This is a genomic window from Actibacterium naphthalenivorans, from assembly GCF_014196965.1.
GTDB lineage: Bacteria > Pseudomonadota > Alphaproteobacteria > Rhodobacterales > Rhodobacteraceae > Actibacterium_A > Actibacterium_A naphthalenivorans.
In genome coordinates this window covers 1,670,742-1,690,473 of sequence record NZ_JACIEQ010000001.1, presented here as the reverse complement: position 1 = coordinate 1,690,473, position 19,732 = coordinate 1,670,742, and the positions used below count along the sequence as shown (strand labels likewise).

General features: G+C 65.8%; 19 protein-coding genes and 1 tRNA gene. 6 read left to right on the top strand and 14 right to left on the bottom strand.

The features are described from left to right. Positions 1–68: 68 nt before the first annotated feature. Entirely contained in the window at positions 69–914 is an 846-nt protein-coding gene (locus GGR17_RS08335) for a spondin domain-containing protein (protein ID WP_162231838.1), read from the bottom strand. A 192-nt stretch (positions 915–1,106) separates the two neighbouring features. Here GGR17_RS08335 and pyrF point away from each other — a divergent pair, with 192 nt between their 5' ends. After that, positions 1,107–1,838: an orotidine-5'-phosphate decarboxylase gene (pyrF, locus tag GGR17_RS08330; RefSeq protein ID WP_054540090.1), complete on the top strand. Its 732-nt coding sequence runs from the start codon at positions 1,107–1,109 to the stop codon at positions 1,836–1,838. On the opposite strand, the gene GGR17_RS08325 is transcribed toward pyrF, so the two are convergent. Continuing rightward, positions 1,839–2,465: an NAD(P)-dependent oxidoreductase gene (locus tag GGR17_RS08325; protein ID WP_054540091.1), complete on the bottom strand. Its 627-nt coding sequence runs from the start codon at positions 2,463–2,465 to the stop codon at positions 1,839–1,841. Between the two features lie 105 nt (positions 2,466–2,570). Between GGR17_RS08325 and GGR17_RS08320 the strand changes: the two genes are divergently transcribed. Further along, positions 2,571–2,954, top strand: coding sequence for a winged helix-turn-helix transcriptional regulator (locus tag GGR17_RS08320; RefSeq protein WP_054540092.1), 384 nt, complete (start codon positions 2,571–2,573; stop codon positions 2,952–2,954). Here GGR17_RS08320 and GGR17_RS08315 read toward each other — a convergent pair. Then, the gene (locus GGR17_RS08315) at positions 2,951–3,217 is read right to left on the bottom strand and encodes an NfeD family protein (protein WP_081940272.1); all 267 of its coding nucleotides are present in this window, start codon (positions 3,215–3,217) and stop codon (positions 2,951–2,953) included. The two genes, GGR17_RS08320 and GGR17_RS08315, sit on opposite strands and share 4 nt — an antisense overlap. Then, positions 3,217–4,110: an SPFH domain-containing protein gene (locus tag GGR17_RS08310; RefSeq protein WP_037210492.1), complete on the bottom strand. Its 894-nt coding sequence runs from the start codon at positions 4,108–4,110 to the stop codon at positions 3,217–3,219. The genes GGR17_RS08315 and GGR17_RS08310 overlap by 1 nt, the downstream gene beginning before the upstream one ends. Before the next feature lie 119 nt (positions 4,111–4,229). On the opposite strand from GGR17_RS08310, the gene GGR17_RS08305 reads away from it, so the two are divergent. Next, positions 4,230–5,483, top strand: coding sequence for a DNA polymerase IV (locus GGR17_RS08305; protein ID WP_054540093.1), 1,254 nt, complete (start codon positions 4,230–4,232; stop codon positions 5,481–5,483). A 3-nt stretch (positions 5,484–5,486) separates the two neighbouring features. Here GGR17_RS08305 and GGR17_RS08300 read toward each other — a convergent pair whose 3' ends face one another. After that, the gene (locus GGR17_RS08300) at positions 5,487–6,350 is read right to left on the bottom strand and encodes an N-formylglutamate amidohydrolase (protein WP_054540094.1); all 864 of its coding nucleotides are present in this window, start codon (positions 6,348–6,350) and stop codon (positions 5,487–5,489) included. Between the two features lie 148 nt (positions 6,351–6,498). On the opposite strand from GGR17_RS08300, the gene GGR17_RS08295 reads away from it, so the two are divergent. From GGR17_RS08295 to GGR17_RS08285, 3 genes are all read left to right on the top strand, one after another. Further along, positions 6,499–6,573: transfer RNA gene (locus GGR17_RS08295), tRNA-Val, on the top strand. A gap of 69 nt (positions 6,574–6,642) precedes the next feature. Further along, complete coding sequence (gene ykgO / locus GGR17_RS08290) at positions 6,643–6,768, top strand: type B 50S ribosomal protein L36 (RefSeq protein ID WP_037210500.1); 126 nt, start codon at positions 6,643–6,645, stop codon at positions 6,766–6,768. 178 nt (positions 6,769–6,946) lie between these two features. Beyond that, a complete protein-coding gene (locus GGR17_RS08285) occupies positions 6,947–8,785 on the top strand; it encodes a PHA/PHB synthase family protein (RefSeq protein WP_054540095.1) in 1,839 nt (612 codons plus the stop codon). Positions 8,786–8,893: 108 nt separating this feature from the next. Here GGR17_RS08285 and GGR17_RS08280 read toward each other — a convergent pair whose 3' ends face one another. The 9 genes from GGR17_RS08280 to GGR17_RS08240 form a co-directional block, all read right to left on the bottom strand. Further along, complete coding sequence (locus GGR17_RS08280) at positions 8,894–9,286, bottom strand: DUF3775 domain-containing protein (RefSeq protein ID WP_037210502.1); 393 nt, start codon at positions 9,284–9,286, stop codon at positions 8,894–8,896. An 89-nt stretch (positions 9,287–9,375) separates the two neighbouring features. Further along, positions 9,376–10,545, bottom strand: coding sequence for a DNA recombination protein RmuC (locus GGR17_RS08275; protein WP_054540096.1), 1,170 nt, complete (start codon positions 10,543–10,545; stop codon positions 9,376–9,378). Next, entirely contained in the window at positions 10,542–12,362 is a 1,821-nt protein-coding gene (gene mutL, locus GGR17_RS08270; protein WP_054540097.1) for a DNA mismatch repair endonuclease MutL, read from the bottom strand. The genes GGR17_RS08275 and mutL overlap by 4 nt, the downstream gene beginning before the upstream one ends. A 137-nt stretch (positions 12,363–12,499) precedes the next feature. Next, positions 12,500–13,813, bottom strand: a complete 1,314-nt coding sequence (locus GGR17_RS08265) for a M16 family metallopeptidase (protein ID WP_173585971.1) — start codon at positions 13,811–13,813, stop codon at positions 12,500–12,502. Beyond that, positions 13,810–15,153: a M16 family metallopeptidase gene (locus GGR17_RS08260; RefSeq protein ID WP_054540098.1), complete on the bottom strand. Its 1,344-nt coding sequence runs from the start codon at positions 15,151–15,153 to the stop codon at positions 13,810–13,812. Before GGR17_RS08260 ends, GGR17_RS08265 begins: the two co-directional genes overlap by 4 nt. A gap of 82 nt (positions 15,154–15,235) precedes the next feature. Further along, entirely contained in the window at positions 15,236–15,772 is a 537-nt protein-coding gene (locus GGR17_RS08255; protein ID WP_054540099.1) for a DUF3035 domain-containing protein, read from the bottom strand. Between the two features lie 53 nt (positions 15,773–15,825). Continuing rightward, entirely contained in the window at positions 15,826–16,296 is a 471-nt protein-coding gene (gene lspA, locus GGR17_RS08250; RefSeq protein ID WP_054540100.1) for a signal peptidase II, read from the bottom strand. Between the two features lie 5 nt (positions 16,297–16,301). Next, positions 16,302–17,891, bottom strand: coding sequence for a bifunctional phosphoribosylaminoimidazolecarboxamide formyltransferase/IMP cyclohydrolase (purH, locus tag GGR17_RS08245; protein ID WP_054540101.1), 1,590 nt, complete (start codon positions 17,889–17,891; stop codon positions 16,302–16,304). Positions 17,892–17,914: 23 nt separating this feature from the next. Further along, positions 17,915–19,675: a heparinase II/III family protein gene (locus GGR17_RS08240; RefSeq protein ID WP_054540102.1), complete on the bottom strand. Its 1,761-nt coding sequence runs from the start codon at positions 19,673–19,675 to the stop codon at positions 17,915–17,917. Positions 19,676–19,732 lie beyond the last annotated feature (57 nt).

Sequence of the window (19,732 nt, the reverse complement as noted above, 5' to 3'; positions counted from 1 at the left end):
ATTTCCCCGCCCCCGCCGGCGGGCGGGCACCATCCCCGACCGGTGGCAGTGCCCGCCCCCCTGTGCAATCAGGGCCGGGCCGCGCGCCTGCGGCCGCGCACCGCGCCAAGTGCGGCCAGACCGCCAATCCCCAGCAGCGCCGTGGCAGGCAGTGGCACCGGCGCCGGCGGCACTTCGCGGATAGATATCGAAGCCACCGAGAACGCGCCCGGCTCGGAGGTGAAATCGATCAACCCGTCATCCAGCAGGCCAAGCGGCGTTTCCAGCCCGGCAAAGGCCGACAGGGTCGAGGCCCGCTGCACGGTTCCCCCCTCGACCGCGCCATCGGTACCCACCTGACCCAGGATAAATGCCGCGCCGTTTGCCGGATCGTTCACCTCTGTTCCGGCGTCGTAGAGATAGCTCGCGGTGACATCGATGGTGAAATCCCCGGCGAATACTCCGCCCGCGCCGAACAGATCGAACGCTCGCGGATCGTCCGTGCCCAGAAACGTGTCATTCGATGGCACCAGCATCGACAGGAAGCTCAGGTAACGGTTGCCGGACGGATCCAGCGTGACCTGCCGGGAGGCGGTTTCGCCCGGGTCGATCGTGGGCGGGCCGGTTTCGGTTCCGGCGATCACCACGCTTTGCGCCTTGGCATCCGCAGCGGCAAGCTCGGCCGTCACCCCTGCCGCATCCCCGACCTCGGCGAGCGCTTCGACCGCGGCGCTGGCCGAGGTGCCCAGATTGAACGCGTCGTACGAACCATCATGGAAGGCGGCGAACAGCGGCGTGATCGAAAAACCGCCCGAAGCGGCTGTGTTGGTCACGGAAATCTCCAGCGTGGTGGCGAAAGCCGGCGCACCGAACGCGGCGCCAGTCAACGCCAGAGCGCCGAATGCGCCGGCGCGGCGGGGAATGTGTTGGAACATGGTCTTCTCCAATTCTTTATGAAAGCAGGTGTGGCGGACCGCATCGTTGAACACCGGCCCCCCGCGCAGTATCGAACCCGTGCCGTGCCCCGGCGAATGAACTTGCACTCGCAATCCCGTGAAAACGCGAATGTGAAAGATTTGCCATTTCGCCTTTGTCCCGCTATCGAAGCCCCGGAACGGAGACCGCCGATGACCCAGCCCCCTGCCGATGACCGCCTGATCGTTGCGCTTGACGTGCCCGATGCCCATGCCGGGCTCGAGCTGGCCGACCGGATCGGCGATGCCGTGTCGTTCTACAAGATCGGGCTGGGGATGCTGACAGGCGGCGGGCTGGCCCTGGCGCGCGAGCTGAAGGACGAGCACGGCAAGCGCATCTTTCTGGACATGAAGCTGTTTGACATCGCCGCCACGGTCGAGGCGGCGGTGCGCGGGCTGGCGCGGTTCGATCTGGATTTCCTGACCGTGCATGGCGACCCGCACGTGGTGCGCGCCGCCGCCGAGGGCAAGGGCGGATCGGCCACGAAAATTCTGGCGGTGACGATCCTGACCTCGATGGACCGCGCCGATCTGGACGCCAATCTGATCAAGCCCGGCGAGCTGCGCGACATCGTGCTGGAACGCGCCGCCATCGCGCTGGAGGCCGGCGCCGACGGGCTGATCGCATCGCCGCACGAGGCGGCGCTGATCCGGGCGCTGCCGCAGGCCGAGGGCCGGCTGATCATCACCCCCGGCGTGCGTCCGGCGGGCGCCGATCTGGGCGATCAGAAACGCGTGGCGACCCCGGCGCAGGCCATCGCCGACGGGGCCGATCACATCGTGGTGGGCCGCCCCGTCTGGCGTGCCGAAGATCCGCGCGCCGCTGCGCTGGCGCTGCGGGCGGAACTTACCTCGCCCCAGGCGCAGCGACCCAACCGGGGTTGATCAGTAACCGATGGTAAACACCTGACCGGTGTGTTTCGGCGTCTCTACCTCATCCATCAAGGCGACCGCATAGTCTTCGGCGCTGATCGCGCTGTTGCCGTCGGCATCGCTGACCAGAACCGTGCCACCCAGCCGAAAGCTGCCGGTGCGTGCGCCCGGCTGGATCATGGCGGCGGGGGCGAAGAACGCCCAGTCCAGCCCGCTTTCGGCAAGCATATCGCGCACAGCTTTCATACCGGTGGCCTCGGGCACGATCTCGGGCGGAAGGACGTTCAACACCGGGGTTCCGTCGGGCAGGTTCAGCGTACCGGCGCCGCCCACGACGACCACCCGCTTTCCGGCCACGGTCGCGGCCGCGATCAGCGCCTTGCCCAGCGCCGTGGCATCGGCGATCCCATCGCCGGAAAACCGTGGCGAGGTCGCCGAAAGGATGACGTCCGCCTGCGCGGCAAAAGGGGCGAGCGACGCGGCATCGGTTGCGTCGATGGCAACCGGCGTAATGCCCGCGCCGGTGGCGATCTTCGCTGGCGACCGACCACCCGCAATCACCTCGTGCCCGCGCGAAACGGCCTCTGCCAGGATCCGCGATCCGATCATTCCGCTGGCGCCAATCAGAAAAAGCTTCATCAGTCTTGCCTCCGAATTAAGTTACGATAAGTAACCAGATACGGATGATTGAATTTCGCCGGAATACGCATTGTTCAGTCTCATGGTTACTAAAAGGGAACCACCATGCCACGCGTCAACGCCAATACCGATCTGGATTGCCCGATCCGCGACGTGCTCGACCGGATGGGCGATGCCTGGAGCCTTCTGGTGATGCTGGAGCTGTCGCGCGGGCCCTGCAGGTTCAACGCGCTGCGCCGCGTCGTCGACGGGATTTCGCAACGGATGCTGTCGGTAACCCTGCGCCATCTGGAACGCGACGGGCTCGTCAACCGCAGGGTACTGCCCCTGACCCCGCCGCAAGTCGAATATTCACTGACCACCCTGGGCTTCAGCCTGATCGAACGGGTCGAGATCATGCGCCAGTGGGCCGTCGAAAACCAGACCGCGGTGCGCGCGGCGCGCCAGGCCTATGACAGGCGGCGCGAGGCAGTGGCCGCGGATACCTAGTTTTCGTTGATGTCGTGGTCGAAGGTTTTCACCTGACCGCCCTTCAGCCCGAACAGCCTGCGCATGATCAGCCAGCCCGCCAGCGATACCAGCGCGAAGATCACCGCCAGCACCGGCCCCGAGGGCGTGACGCCAAGCGCCAGCATCACGCCCGTCACCGCCGCGCCGATGGCGAAGCCCAGAAACACATAGCCCGGCGCCAGAACCTCCAGAATGGCCAGCACCACCGCCCCGGCCAGCCAGACCCACCACAGCGCCCACATCAGCCGCGCCCCTTGAGCATGTTGAACGCGTCGCCGAATGCCTCCAGCGCGTGGGCGGGCACCACGATCGTCTGCTTGCCCGCGCCCTGGCCCACGGCGGTCAACGCCTCGACCTGTTTCAGCGCCACCTGATATTGCGCCGCCTCGATCCCGTGATCGGCGATCGCCCTGGCCACGACCTCTGTCGCGAAAGCCTCTGCCTCGGCGGTGATGCGCCGCGCCTTTGCCTCCTGCTCGGCGGCGTAAAGCTGTGCGTCGGCGGCCAGCTCAACCGCCCGCTTGCGCCCCTCGGCCTCTGTCACCTGGGCGCGGCGCGCGCGTTCGGCGTTGAGCTGCTGCAGCATCGCGTCCCGCGTCTGCTGATCAAGGTTCACATCCAGGATCTCGGCCCGCGTTACCTCTATGCCCCAATCATCCACCGCATCCTCGACCGAGGCCTTGATCGTCGAGATCAGGTTGGAGCGGTTCGATTGCACCTCGTCCAGTTCCATCTTGCCGATCTCTGCCCGCACGATGCCGGCCACCGTGGTGGCGATCGCCCCATCCACATCGCGGATGCGATACACGGTTTTTTCCGGCTCGGTGATCCGGTAGAACACGCTGGTATCCACCTGCACCAGCACGTTGTCAGAGGTGATGGCATCCTGGCTGGCGGTGGGAAGCTGGCGTTCGAGGATCGAAATCCGATGCGCCACCCGATCCAGGAACGGCACGATCAGGTTGATCCCCGGCCCCAGCACCGCACGCAGCCGCCCGAAACGTTCGACCACATGCTTTTCGGATTGCGGCACGATCCGCACGCCCAGCACGATGCAAAGGATGATGAAACCTGCCAGAAGCAACAGCACGATGTTTCCGCCCAGCAGATCGCCAATCACCGAAGTAGTGTCCATAATCCGAAATTCCCAAATTTACGCGCCGCGACTATGCCCGGCCCAAGGCCAAAACGAAATCCCTTTTGCCGGTGCCATGCCGGGTATATCTGTAACCTGCGTCTTACCCGGATCCCCCGATGCAAGCCCTGTGCCGCGATTGCCTTGCCGTTTTTGAACACATGCCGCGCTGCCCTTCCTGCCGCGGCCCGCGGGTCATCGCGCATCCCGAGCTGTTCGATCTGTCGATCGCGCATATGGATTGCGACGCCTTCTATGCCAGCGTCGAAAAGCGCGACAACCCCGTGCTGGCCGACAAGCCGGTGATCATCGGCGGCGGTCGGCGCGGCGTGGTGTCCACCGCCTGTTACATCGCCCGGATCAAGGGTGTGCGCTCGGCGATGCCGATGTTCCAGGCGCTGAAGCTTTGCCCCGAGGCGGTCGTGATCAAGCCGCGCGGCGATGTCTATGCCGCCGCCTCGCGCGAGATCCGCGCGATGATGGACGAGATGACGCCGGCCATCGAACCGCTGTCGCTGGACGAGGCGTTTCTTGACATGACAGGCACCGAAAAGCTGCACGGGATGCCGCCTGCGGTGATGCTGGCCCGGCTGGTCAAGCGGATGGAGACAGAGCTGCGGCTTTCCGGCTCCATCGGGCTCAGCCATAACAAGTTTCTGGCCAAGCTCGCCTCTGATCTGGACAAGCCGCGCGGATTTTCGGTGATCGGCCGGGCGGAGACGCTGGATTTTCTCGCCCCCAGACCCGTCCGCATGATCTGGGGCGTGGGCGCGGCGGCGCAGGTATCGCTGGAACGCGCGGGCATCCGCACCTTCGCCGATCTGCGCCGGTGGGAGCAGCGCGATCTGGAGGCGCGTTTCGGCAGCTTCGGCGAGCGGCTGTGGCATCTGGCCCGGGGCGAAGATCACCGCCGCGTCTCCGCCAACGCCCCGATGAAAAGCATCTCCAACGAAACCACGTTTTTCGAAGACACCTCGGACCCCGACATTCTGGACGGGCATCTGTGGCGGATGTCCGAAAAGGTGGCCGACCGCGCCAAGGCCAAGGGCAAGGCCGGGCGCGTGGTGGTGCTGAAGCTGAAGCGCGCCAATCACAGCCTGATCACCCGCCGCGTATCGCTGCATGACGCCACCCAGATGGCCGACCGCCTGTACCGCACCGCGCGCGATCTGTTCGATCAGGTGGGCGATCAGGGCCCCTATCGCCTGCTGGGCGTCGGCCTGTCGGATCTGCACCCCGCCGACACGGCCGATCTGTCGGGCGATCTGCTGGACCCGCTTGCCGGAAAACGGGCAGGCGCCGAACGCGCGACCGATGAAATTCGCCGCAAGTTCGGCAGCGATGCGATCGTGAAAGGGCGCGCCCTGCGCTAGCGCCTATTCGGCGGCCATCGGCAATTCGTCGCCCCGGCCGATGTCGGCGATCTCGGCCATGACACCGGCCAGCAGCCTCCGGAAACCGTGAAAATTACCGTTGGGCCGGATCATCTGTTCATTCATGTAAAGCGACCGGTCAATCTCGATCTGCACGGCGTGCTGCCCGCGCGAAGGCAGGCCATAGTGCTGCGTGATGTAGGCCCCGGCGAAAGGCGCATTGCGGCCCACCTTCAGCCCCGCGCTCACAAAGGCCGCTTCGATTCGTTCGATGATGTCGCGATGCGCCGCCGCGCCGAAACGATCGCCCAGAACAACCTCGGGGCGCGGATGGCCGATGCGGGTGATGCTGTCGATCGCCTCATGCGGCATCGAATGACAGTCGATCAGAATCGCCTCGCCAAACGCAGCATGGCTTTCATCCAGCAGCGCCTGCAGCCGCGCATGATAAGGGTGCCAGTGCGTATCCAGCCGCGCGCGGGCCTCGTGCAGCGAGATCTTGCCGGACTGAATCGCCCGGCCGTTGGCCACGACGCGGGGAATCACCCCCAGGCCAGAGCTGATGCGCGGGTTATGCGCCGTCTTGCGCACCCCTTCGATCAACGCCGGGTCCAGTTCGTCGGCGCTGCGGTTCAGATCGACATAGGCGCGCGGCACCGTTGCCGCCAGCAACGGCGCCCCGAGCGTGGGTGCATCCGCGAAAAGCAGATCGACAAAGGCATCCTCGGACGAGCGCACGGCCATCTCGTCAAGCACCGACTTTCGCAGAAAAGCCCAAGGGTAATCCCGCCCGCTGTGCGGCGAGGAAAACACGACGCTGGTCGTGCGGGTCCCTGGCAGCAAGAGTTTGAACGGCGGTTTCGGCATTTACGCTCCCTCTTCCCCATCTGTATAACGACATTTACGAAGTTGCCAAAAGCCCTTGAACCATTTTCCGACTCCTTTTATAGACCTGCGAACCGACGCGGCCCCTCCGCGTCCTATTTGTTTGGGACAGGCGGGATCGGGCGGTCATGGGCGGTTAGCTCAGCGGTAGAGCACTACGTTGACATCGTAGTGGCCACTGGTTCGATCCCAGTACCGCCCACCATGAATTCTCTGCCGTTCAGGCAGCAATGTAACCTAGGCGCACGCCGCGCCGCGATTGAGGAGAAGACCCATGAAGGTCAGGAACTCGCTCCGCTCGCTGAAGCAGCGTCACCGCGACTGCCGCATCGTGCGCCGCAAGGGCCGCGTCTATGTGATTAACAAGACGCAGCCCCGCTTCAAAGCCCGTCAGGGCTGAGCAAGCAGAAAAGCTGAAAAAAGGCCGTCCCGTATCCCGGGGCGGCCTTTTTTCTGTTCAACGTGCGGCAAAGGCCCCCACAATTTGCGCCATCTCAAGGTGGGGGCTTCGAAAATCTGACATATCTATCGTGTCATAGTATGAAACCCGCAACGTTCAGCGATGCCATGAGGGCCTGATGACTGCTCCCAAATCCTCGGAAACCGCGCAAACGCCCACGACCAGGGCCGGCACGCCCAATGTTCCCGCCATTATCGAGCCTGCTTCCGCCCCGCCCAACGGGCACCGGTCGCATCAACATTCCTATGAAACGCTCGACCGGGCCAGCCGGGCGCTCACGGCGCGGCTGACCAATGGCGTTTCCCCCAATGCGGCGGGCGCGGCCTTCAGCGATTTCATGCTGCACCTGTCACGCGCACCGGGCCGTCAGATTGAACTGGCCGAGCGCGCTCAACAGAATTTGATCAAGCTTTTCCTGCACGCAACCGGCCTGACCAGCACCATCGAGAACAGGCCGCCTTTCGAACCGAAGCCCGGCGATCGCCGGTTCGACCATGAAGGCTGGCAAAAACCGCCCTTCAGCCTGTTCAAGCAATATTTCCTGGCCTCGCAGGATTGGTGGGATACGGCCACCGAAGAGGTGCGCGGCACCCGCCGCCGGAGCACAGACCGCGTCGGGTTCATAACCCGGCAGATGCTCGACGTGATGTCGCCGTCAAACTCGCCCTTCCTGAATCCGGAAATCCTGGCGAAGACGATGGAGACAGGGGGCATGAACCTCTATGAAGGCTCCCGCCATTTCGCCGATGACATCATGCGCCAGTTCACCCACACCCGGGCGGAACCGTCCGCCGAATATGAGGTCGGGCGGAACCTGGCCTGCACGCCGGGACAGGTGATCTATCGCAACGAGCTGTGCGAGCTGATCCAGTACAGCCCGCAGACGGACAAGGTGCAGGCGGAGCCGATCCTGATCGTGCCGGCCTGGATCATGAAATACTATATCCTCGATCTCAGCCCCGAAAATTCGCTGATCCGCTATCTTGTCAGCCAGGGCTTTACGGTTTTCACCATTTCCTGGCACAACCCCTCTGCCGACGAGCGTGATCTTTCGCTCGACGATTATCGCAGGCTGGGCGTGATGGCCGCCCTCGACGCGATTTCAAAGATCTTCCCGGGCACCAAGATCCATGCCTGCGGCTATTGCCTCGGCGGCACGATCCTGTCGATCGCGGCGGCCACGATGGCGCGCGACAATGATGATCGGCTCGCCTCTGTCACGCTTCTTGCCGCGCAGACCGATTTCACCGAGGCCGGCGAGCTGATGCTGTTTCTCGACGAAAGCCAGCTGGCCTTTCTGGAAGACATGATGTGGGATCAGGGCTATCTGGATCAGGAACAGATGGCGGGCGCCTTCCGCGCCCTGCGGGCCGAAGACCTGATCTGGACCCGCGCGGTGCGCCGGTACCTGCTGGGCCAGGACGAAGAAGAGTTCGACATTTCCGTCTGGAATTCCGATTCCACCCGGATGCCCTACCGGATGCATTCGGAATATCTGCGCGGGCTGTTCCTCGAAAACCGCCTGACCTCGGGCCGGTTCGCTGTGGAAGGCCGGGTAATCGCGCTGAAAGACATCAACGCGCCCTTCTTCATCATCGGCACAGAGATGGATCACATCGCCCCCTGGCGCTCGGTCTACAAAACCACGCTGTTCACCGACAGCGAATTGACCTTCGTGCTGACGAAAGGCGGCCACAACGGCGGCATTCTCAGCGAGCCCGGCCACCGGGGGCGGCATTACCGCATCGGCCACCGGACCCCCGAAAAGCTGTACCTCGACCCCGATACCTGGGCCGAGCGGCATCCCCCCAAGGAAGGTTCCTGGTGGGTCGAATGGGGCAACTGGCTGCGTGAAAAGAGCAGCCCCGAGATGGTGGCGCCTCCCGCAATGGGCGCCCCGGACGAAGGGCTTTCGCCGCTGGTCGCGGCGCCGGGCACCTATATCTTTCAGTCCTAACGCAGCCCCGGCAGGCAAGCCAGGGCGCCAGTAAAAAGGCCGGTCGAAAGACCGGCCTTGATGCATCTGGCTGTGGGCGGGCCCGTTACGGCGCGCGGCGCCCGCGGATCAGTAAAGATCCTCTTCCAGATCGGTCACGTCATAGTTCAGCGCCTCGAGCCCGCTTTCCAGATAGTCCGACAGTAGCGGCACCCCGAGAAGGTAATCGGCGGTCGGCGTATCGGCCTCGTCGCGGGCGGTCTGGATTGCCTCTTCCAGATCATCGGCACCAAACGTATCCCGGCCGATCCACATCACGGCAACCAGGCTCGCCTGCTCATCCGCGTTGAGGCCGTTGATAAAGGCCCGCAGCTCTTTCTCCGTCGCATCGCCGGCGCGCGCTTCGAGAATCGTATCCGCATCGGCCACATCGCCGGGGCTGTCCCAGCGCCCGACCTTGGCATCGATTTCGCGGGCACGCACGATCACATGGGCCACTTTGTTGGGGCTAATTTCAAGCATCCGAGTCCCCTCCTTCCGAGTTGACGGCAAGTGTCCTTCGTCTTGCCGTGATGCACAAGGGGGAACCGGCGCGATCGGCCCGCCGCCGCCTAATCGCGCTGCGGCAAGGGCACCACGCGGGCGTCTTCTTCGGGGGCCAGTTCCTCGAAATCGAAATTGTCCAGCTTGGCGGCCCGTTTACCCGCGCGCTCGGCCGCGGTGCCGATCCCTTCCAGATCGCCGCGGGCCTGCGCGAAATGGGTATTCAGCTTGCCTACACGCTCCACCACGATCTCGACATCCCGGTGCAGCATTTTCAGCGTCTTGCGGATCGCGCCGGCCTGTTCGCGCATCCGTGCATCCTTCAGGATCGCGCGCATCGTGTGCAGCGTGGCCATGCAGGTGGTGGGCGACACGATCCAGACCCGCGCATCGAACCCCTCGCGCACCAGTTCGGGGAAGTTCGAATGCAGCTCGGCATACACCGCCTCGGACGGCAGGAACATCAGCGCGCCATCGGCGGTCTCACCCTCGATGATATAACGCTCGGAGATCGCCTTTATGTGCCCCTTGACCGATGCCCGCAAAAGCTTGGCGGCCTCGTTCAGCTCCCACTTGGTATCGGCGCGGCGCAGCGCCTCGTAAGCCTCGAGCGGGAACTTGCTGTCCACCACGATGGGGCCCGGCGGGTTCGGCAGGTGGATCAGGCAATCCGCCCGCTTGCCGTTCGAAAGCGTCGCCTGAAGCGTATAGCTGTCTTTCGGCAGGGCCTTGCTGACGATATCGTTCAGCTGGATCTCCCCGAATGCGCCGCGGGTCTGCTTGTTCGACAGAATGTCCTGCAGCGACAAGACATCCCCCGACAGTTTCTCGATATTCGCCTGCGCCTTGTCGATCGTCTCCAGCCGCTGCTGCAGATCACCCAGGGATCGCGCGGTGCGGGTTGCCGTGCCCTGCAGGTTCTCGCCCATCGCCCGGCTGACCTCGGCCAGGCGCTGCTCCATCAGATGCAGCATATTGGTCTGGCTGGCCGCCTGCGCCTCCGACACATGGGTCAGCCCGCCGGCAAGCTGCTGCTGCCCGTCCGACAGCATCTGCACATGGCGGCCCAGCTGATCCATCTGATAGATCAGCGGCGCGCTCATCTGCGCCGAACGCCCGGCCCGGCGCACCGCCATCACCAGAAGGATCAGCACCAGCAACAGCACCGCCGCCCCGGCCAAGGCGGCCAGAACAGGCGGATCAGTCAGAACATAGGTCGTATCGCCGATCTGGATCATGTGCGCCCGAACAGCCTTTCGATATCGCTCAGCTTCAGCTCCACATAGGTGGGCCGCCCATGGTTGCACTGCCCCGAATGCGGCGTGGCCTCCATCTCGCGCAGCAGCGCGTTCATCTCTTCGCCGCGCATCCGGCGCCCCGAGCGGATCGAGCCGTGACAGGCCATCCGGCTCAGAATCGCCTCCATCCGCGCCTTCACCATCTGGCTGTCGCCCAGATCATCCAGCTCGTCCAGAATGTCGCGCAGCATGGCCTGCGCATTCACCTCGCCCAGAATCGCGGGCGTCTCGCGCACCGCTACGGCGCCGCCGCCGAACGGCTCGATCACCAGCCCAATCCGCGCCAGATCCCCGGCAACCTCCAGCAACCGCGCGCAATCGCCCTCGGACAACTCGACGATCTCGGGGATCAGCAGCGCCTGCGCCGCCACGCCGTTCTCGGCCATCTGCCGCTTCAGCTTTTCATACACCAGCCGCTCATGCGCGGCGTGCTGGTCCACGATCACGATGCCATCCGATGTCTGGGCGATGACATAGTTTTCATGCACCTGCGCCCGCGCCGCTCCCAGCGGCAGATCCGCCGGTTCCACGAGTGGCTCCTCCACGCGCGCCGATGGTACGGCCGCCTCGGCAAAACCCGGCGCCTGCGCGGCATGGCTCGCCGCCAGCACCCCAGGCGAAGGCCGGTCCATCTGATAAACCCGCGCCGGCCCGGCAGGTTCGGCCCGCATCGCCCCCAGAACCGCCCCTGCCACGGTGCTCGAGGCCCTGTGCCCCGCCCCGGCCAGCGCATGGCGCAGGGCCGAAACGATCAGCCCCCGCGCAACGCCGGGCTCCCGGAACCGCACCTCGGCCTTGGCCGGATGCACATTCACATCCACCAGATGCGGGTCACAGTCCAGAAACAGCGCCGCGGCCGGATGCCGATCCCGGCTCAGGAAATCCGCATAGGCCCCGCGCAACGCGCCCACCAGCAGCTTGTCGCGCACCGGCCGGCCGTTGACGAACAGATACTGCGCCACCGCAGAGCCGCGCGAATAGGTCGGCAACGCGGCATAGCCGGTCAGATGCAGCCCCTCGCGCCCGGCGTCGATCCGCAGCGCATTCTCGGCAAACTCCGCCCCCATCACCCGCGCCAGGCGCCCGTGCAGCGCGTCGAACATATCGCCGGTCTCGGCGTCGGCGCGAAACGTCACCCGTCCCTCGCCCCCGCCCGACATGTCGCGCAGGGTAAAGCTGACAAACGGCTCGGCCATCGCCAGCCGCTTCACCACCTCGGAAATCGCCTGCATCTCGGCCCGGTCCGAACGCAGAAACTTCAGCCGCGCCGGCGTCGCGAAAAACAGATCCCGCAACTCCACCACGGTGCCCTGGTTCAGGGCCGCGGGCTTCACCGCGCCCATCTGCCCGCCGGCCACCAAAATCTCCGCGGCTTCCGCCCCCGCGCGCGACGTGATCTTCAGCCGCCCCACGGCCCCGAGCGACGGCAGCGCCTCGCCCCGGAACCCGAAACTGTGAATGTTCAAAAGATCAGATCCGTCGATCTTCGATGTCGCATGGCGCGACAGGGCCAGCGGCAGATCCGCCGCCGCGATCCCGTGCCCGTCATCCGCCACCCGGATCAGCGTCTTGCCGCCAGCCGCAACCGCCACATCCACCCGCCGCGCCCCGGCATCCAGCGCGTTCTCCACCAGCTCCTTCACCGCAGAGGCCGGCCGCTCCACCACCTCGCCTGCGGCGATCCGGTTGATTGCAGCCTCATCCAGCTGCCGGATTGCCGGCCGCTCAACGCCTATGTTGGGGTTATACGAATTCATACCACAAGCCATAGCATGGCCCGGCCCGATTCGCCCATGTCCGTTTCACACCGGAAACCCGTCGCCCGCATCTTTCATCTTTCCGGAAATATCCTCGGGGGTCCGGGGGCAGACAGCCCCCGGCCACAACCACAGGCTCAGTTCGTCGTCTCGAGGCCCACCGGCTGCCCCACCACCACGAAATGCAGCGCATCGGCATCCAGAAGCCGCGCCGCCACCCGCCGGATATCGCTCAGCGTCACCGCGTTGATCTTGTCGTTGCGGGTGGCGATGTAATCCACGCCCTGACCCTGCATCTGCATGCCCACCATGATGTTGGCGATCGGCCCGTTCCCGTCGAACCGCAGCGGATAGGCGCCGGTCAGATAGGTCTTCACCGCGTCCAGCTCGGCCTGGGTGATGCCCTCCTGCGCGACACTGGCCCATTCGGCCCGGATCACATCGATCGCCTCGGCCACACGGTTGTTGGCCGAGGCCACCTGCCCCAGCATCAGCGCGGCATGGTCCATCGGGTAGAGATAGGAATACACCCCATAGGTCAGCCCGCGCTTTTCGCGCACCTCTTCCATCAGGCGCGAGCTGAACCCGCCAGAGCCCAGCACCCCGTTCAGCACATAGGCGGCAAAGAAATCCGGGTCGTCCCGGTCGATCCCCTCATGCCCGAACACGGCAACCGATTGCGGCGTGTCGAAAGGCACCACCGTCACCCCGCCCGAAAGCCGGTATTCGGCCTTGCCGGGCATCGGCGCGCCGCGCTCCGGCAGCCCGGCCAGCAGATCGTCCAGCAACACGCCAAGCTCCTGCGCGGTGATGTCGCCCACCGCGCTGACGAACAGCCGGTCGCGCGTCATGACACGCGATTTCGCCTCGATCACATCGGCGCGGGTCAACGCGGTCACATCCTCCTCGCGCCCATTCACCGGCGTGCCATAGGGATGATCGCCGAAGGCCAGTTCGTTGAATGTGTGAGAGGCGATCTTGTCGGGATCCTTGGCATCCGAACGGATCGCTGAAACGACCTGCGCGCGCACACGCTCCACCGCGTCTTGGTCAAACCGCGGCTCGGTCAGCGCAAGGCGCAGAAGATCGACCGCCGCCGCCCTGTTTTCGGTCAGGAACTGCGCCGAAACCGACAGCGCATCGTTGTAGACGTCGAACTCAAAGCTCGCGGCCAGCGCGTCGCGGGCGGTGGCAAAGGCCCGCGCGTCCATCTCGCCCGCGCCCTCTTCCAGAAGACCGGTCATCAGATTGATCGCCCCGCGCTTGCCCGGCGCGTCCAGGCTGGCGCCGCCCTGAAACCGGATTTCCAGCGCCACGAACGGAATTTCGTGGCTTTCGACCAGCCAGGCGTCGATGCCGCCCGGGGATGTCACTTCCTGAATATCAACAGCCGCCCGAACCGGCAGCGCGGCCACGAGGGCCAGAATACAGGCGCATGCAAAGCGGATCATTGGGTCACCTCCGGAACATCTTCGCGCATCAGCCATCCGGTCACCGCCTTCTTGCGATCAAGCACCGCATGCGCGGCCGCCATCACATCCTCGGGCGTCACCTGATCCAGCACATCGGGCCAGTCCTGCACGTCCTGCACCGTCAGGCCCGAGGCCAGTGCCTCGCCATACATCCGGGCCAGCCCCTCGACATCGTCCTTGGCATAGATGTTCGACGCGCGAAGCTGCATCTTCAGGCTCGCGAACATCTCGGGATCGACGCCGGTTTGGAGAAACTCGGCGAGAACCCCGTCCATCGCATCTTCGGCCTGCTGCAGGCCGACCCCCTCGGCGGGCACCACGATCAGCCCGAAGGTCGTGTCATCCAGCGAGGTTCCGCTGTAAAAGGCCGAGGCATAGACAGCCGTCCGGGTCTCGAATTGCAGCTTCTGGCCCAGCAGCGATGTCGCGCCATCGCCGCCCAGCAGGTTGGCCAGATAGACCAGCGCCGCCGCCTCGTCCTGGTCGCCCGCATCGCGTTCGGGCGCCAGATAGCTGCGGATCACATAGGGCTGCGCCACGCGCGGATCGGCAAAGGCGATTCGCCGTTCGGCCAGTTGCGGCGGCTCCTGCGGGCGGGCGCGGGCGGCCCGCGCGCCGCTGGGGGCCAGCGGCCCGTAACGCTCCTGCGCCAGCGCGCGCACCGCGTCGGGCGTTACATCGCCGGCCACCACCAGAATGGCGTTGTCGGGCGTGTAGTTGGCCTTGTAGAAATCCAGCGCGTCCTGGCGCGACAGCGTCTCCATCTCGGCCCGCCAGCCGATGATCGGAATGCCGTAGGGGTGGTTCAGATATTGCGCCGCGCTGCGCTGTTCGCCGAACAGGGCGCTGGCGCTGTTTTCGGTGCGCTGGTTGCGCTCTTCCAGAATCACGTCGCGCTCTGTCAGCACGTCGGCCTCGCTGAGGGTCAGGTTGACCATCCGGTCCGCCTCCAGCGCCATCATCAGATCCAGCCGGTCGGCCGCGACGCGCTGAAAATACGCGGTGTAGTCATAGGATGTGAACGCGTTGTCGGAGCCGCCGTTGGCCTCGACGATTTCAGACACGGCCTTGCCCGGATAGGCGTCGGTCCCCTTGAACATCAGATGCTCGGTGAAATGGGCGATGCCCGACCGGCCCGGCGGCTCATCCGCCGCGCCGACCTTGTACCACACCATGTGAACCACGACCGGCGCGCGGTGATCCTCGATCACCACGACATCCATGCCGTTGTCGAGGGCAAAGCTCGTTACCTCGTCGGCATGCGCGGGCGCGGCCAGAAGGGAAAGGGTGAACAGCAAAAGGCCGGGCAGGCGAGGCATGGCAAACTCCGATCAACGATATATCCAAGCTACGCCGATGCGCCGCCGGTTCAAGACCGGCAAACGCGGATGTGAGAGGCGCCTATTGGTCGGCCAGTGGCGGCGGCGCGCCAACCGTGCGCACACCCGCCCGCCGCCAGCGGGAAAGCTCGGCATCCTGGTCGATCGCCTGGGGGCGGTAGACCTTGAAATAACGCGTCGTGCCGACCAGCCGCTCCAGCAGGCGGCCCCTGTGCGCGCTGCGAAACTCCAGATCCTCGGCTGCCAGCGTCTGGCGGATGCTGCCATCCATGCCGAACCGCGTGGTCTGCGCCACCAGCGCCGCCTCGCGCCCGGGAACTTCAGCGCCCGACAGCCGCGCCGGATTGCCGCCAAGCGCCAGAACCGCATCGGCGATCGGCGTCGGATCCACCCGGTTGGCCCCGCCCGGCGTGGGCGGCGGCAGCGCGGCAAGGTCTTGCGGAACCTCCAGCGGCTTGTTCGGCAGGATCGCAAATTCATCGGGCGTGGAGCTGGAGGAACGGATTTCCATCAGGCTCGGCTCCTTGCCGCCGGAACAGCCCGACAGGGCCACAACCGTGGCCAGAGGGATTGCTGCGAAAACGCGCATGGCACGCATGAAGGCCTCCTTCTCCGGTCTTCGGGTTTGTTTAGCGCAAGGCCGCGGGCGCGTCACGGGGTCTTCTTCGCGTCGGCGAAAAGCACCAGCCCGAGCGCCCCGGCGAAGATCGCGATATCGGCGATGTTGAACGAATAGGGATTGTCGAAGCCGCAGCAGGACATGTTCAGGAAATCCGCCACCGCGCCGTAAAGTACACGGTCCACCACATTGCCCAGCGCGCCCCCCACAAGGCACCCCGCCGCGATCTGTGCCACCGGTGCCAGCGCGGCGCGTGCGGCCCAGCGGATCACCCAGCCCGAGATCACCAGCGCGACCGCCACCAGCACCCAGCGCATGATTTCCGCGCTGTTGGAAAGCAGGCCGAAATTGACCCCCTGATTCCACGCCATGCGAAAGTTCAGATAGGGCGGCCAGACATCGACTGACAGCCGCTCGCGCAGGTTCAGCCCGAACACCACAAGGTATTTCGTGGCCTGATCGGCCACGAAAACCAGAAGCGCGGTAAGGGCAAGAAGGCGCATCCCGATCAGTGCCGGAAATGGCGCATGCCGGTAAAGACCATGGCCAGCCCGGCCTCGTCCGCCGCCGCGATCACCTCTTCATCCCGCACCGATCCGCCGGGCTGGACAACCGCCGTGGCGCCCGCCTCGGCCGCCGTCAGCAAACCGTCGGAGAAGGGGAAGAACGCATCCGACGCCACGACCGAGCCCTGGGTCAGCGGCGCGGCCAGGCCCAGCGCCTCGGCCATGTCCTGGGCCTTGCGGGCGGCGATGCGGGTACTGTCGACCCGGCTCATCTGCCCGGCGCCGACGCCGACGGTGGCGCCATCCTTCACATAGACGATGGCGTTGGATTTCACATGCTTGGCCACGGTCCAGGCAAACAGCAGATCCGCGATCTCCTGCTCGGTGGGCGCGCGTTTGGTCACCACCTTCAGATCGGCGGCGCCGATCGCGCCATTGTCCTTGTCCTGCACCAGAAAGCCGCCCGACACCTGCCTGAACGCCAGCGACGCCACGGACGGATCGGGCAGGCCATCGGTGGTCAGCAGGCGCAGGTTCTTCTTCTTGGCAAAGATCTCGCGCGCGGCCTCGTCGGCGCCGGGGGCGATGACGACCTCGGTGAAGATGTTGGAAATCTCCGCCGCCGTCGCGCCGTCCAGCGGCTGGTTCAGCGCGATGATCCCGCCGAAGGCCGAGGTACGGTCACAATCGAAAGCGCGGCCATAGGCCTCGGCCAGCGTCGCGCCGCGCGCCACACCGCAGGGGTTGGCATGTTTGATGATCGCACAGGCGGGGCCGGAGCCCGCCCCGAATTCCGCCACCAGCTCGAACGCAGCGTCGGTGTCGTTGATGTTGTTGTAAGACAGTTCCTTGCCCTGCCACTGCTTCGCGGTGGCGACACCGGGCCGGGCTGACCCGTCGGTATAGAACGCGGCCTTCTGATGCGGGTTCTCGCCATAGCGCAGGCTCTGGGCCAGCGTCCCGGCAAAGGCCCGGCGGCGCGGGGTCGTCTCGCCGATCGCGGCCGCCATCCAGGTGGAAACGGCCGCGTCATAGGCCGCCGTGCGCGCATAGGCCGCCTGCGCCAGACGCTGGCGGAAGGCAAGCGTGGTGCGGTCGTCATTCGCGTCCAGCTCGGCCAGCAGCGCGTGATAGTCCGCCACATCCACCACCACGTTGACAAAGGCGTGGTTCTTGGCCGCCGCGCGGATCATCGCCGGGCCGCCGATATCGATATTCTCGATGCAGTCGTCATAGGCCGCGCCCTTGGCCACGGTTTCCTCGAACGGATAAAGGTTGACCACCAGCAGGTCGATCGGCGCGATGCCGTGCGCCTCCATCGCGGCCAGATGCTCCTGATCATCGCGCAGGGCCAGCAACCCGCCATGCACCGCCGGGTGCAGCGTCTTGACCCGCCCGTCCATCATTTCGGGAAAGCCGGTCACATCGGCCACGTCACGCACGCTCAGCCCCGCCTCGCGCAGCGCCTTCGCCGTTCCGCCTGTAGACAACAGCTTCACCCCGCGGGCATCAAGCGCGCGCGCGAAATCAAGCAGCCCTGTCTTGTCGGAAACGGAAATCAGCGCGCGGCGAATGGGCACGAGGTCGGTCATCTGCAAAGGGTTCCTTGGTCAGTTCACTCAGACAGCGGGCCATCGTCATCCTGAACCAGGTCCCGCACGCCCTGCGGTGTATCCTGCGCCTTGGCGAGCGTCCAGTTGATCTGCGTCGCCGTGTCCAGCACACGCGAAGAAAGAAGGATCTGGCGGGTCGCGCGCGGCTTCAGCCGGCCTTTTTCAAGATAGACGCTCGGCTCCACCCGCAATTCCGCGTGCCCATCGTGGCGAAACACCCAGATCTCGCCGCTTTTGAGCGCGAGCGATACCGCCGCCCCGCCCATGTCGATCGCCGCATCCACATCCGGGTGCAGATGAAACCGCAGCGCATAGGCGATCCCCTGCAGCTTTGCCCGGTCCATCGCCTTGTCGAACGTCTTGCGATGCGCGTCCGAAAACACCCCCAGCGTATCTTCGCCGCCAAGCTGCCGGCCGTCGGCCGACAGTTCCAGCCGACGCGCATGGGTCAGGCCGTGGCTGCGGACATAGCCGTCATGCCAGGCCACCAGGCTGATCCCGTCGGGCCCGCTGTGCCGTTCCAGCCCGACCTCGCGCGGGCCATCCACCAGAACCTCGGTCATGCGCCGGCCCAGCCCCGCCCTGGCCTTCAGCCGGGCCGAGGAGCATCCTTCGATCGCCAGCGTGGAATGGGATTGCGTCGCCCGCCCCGCGCGCCGCCATTCGGCTCCGAAAGACGCGCCCGACCCGCAACTGACCACCAGCGGCCTGCGCCCCGAGGTCAGCTCCATCGCCAGGGTCGAGGCATGGGCGTTCACCGATGCGGATTCGGCCGGCGGCGGGCCGGCGTCGACGATCACGCTGGTGCGCCCCGCCGACAGCCGCGCATAGCCCATCGCCCGGCCGGCGGCGGCCACGGCCCGCACCCCGGCCGCGGCAAGCGCCTGATCCAGCCGCCCCTCGGCACCGCGCCCACCGCCGTGAAACCGCGCCAGCCCGCCATCGGCATGGCGCAGCGCGCGCAGCGTGGGCGCGATGCGCTCGATCGCTTCGAACTGGTCCTTCGGCGTCATCATGCCCGCGCCCGACAGGGCCGAGGCGGCCCATGTCAGCAATGTGAACACCTCCAGCAGCTCTTCGGGGTTGCGGGTGGGAATGCCGCCTTCGGCGTCGATCTGTTCCCGGCATTCGCGCGCCAATGCCTTTGCGGCGGGGGCAACGTGCCGCTCCATCCCTTCCAGCGCCAGCCCGGCATAGATCAGCCCCGTCAGCGCCTCAAAGCGCGGCAGGCCGGGCGCGGCGGTCTTCCAGCGCCGGCTCAGGAATATGGTCTGCTGCGCGAGCGAGCGGAAATAAGCGTCGGACCCGACCTTTTTCTGCCCGTTCAGCAGGAACAGCGCGTGGTTGATCCAGCGGATCAGCCGCCGCCCCGTCAGATCGGGCGACCAGCCGGCGCCGCGCCCGCGCCCGTGCCTTGCGATCCAGTCCGCCGTCCAGCCCTGCGCGCGGATCCGGGCGGGGCCATCACCGACCGCGGCCAGATCATCGAGCCATGCGAAACCGTGCAGCTCTTCCTCGAACGCGGGCGAGGGCATCGGCAGATCCCAGATCGAGCGGCCCGGCGCCTCCACCAGATAGCCGGCGAACAGGAAGTTGCCGCCGATCAGCTGCCGCCCCTTGGCGAAAGACCCGATCGTGCGCGGCTCCGGCTGCGAGGTAAAGGCCGCCGCCGGCTTCGCCATCGTGGCGATCCGCGCGTGAATGCCGTTCATCCAACGGCAATGCCGGGCTTGCCAGCTTTCGGGGTGCGAAACGCCTGCCATCGTGTCGGGTACTGCTCTGTCGGGCGGCTGAACCTGCTCTTGGCGGAACAATACATT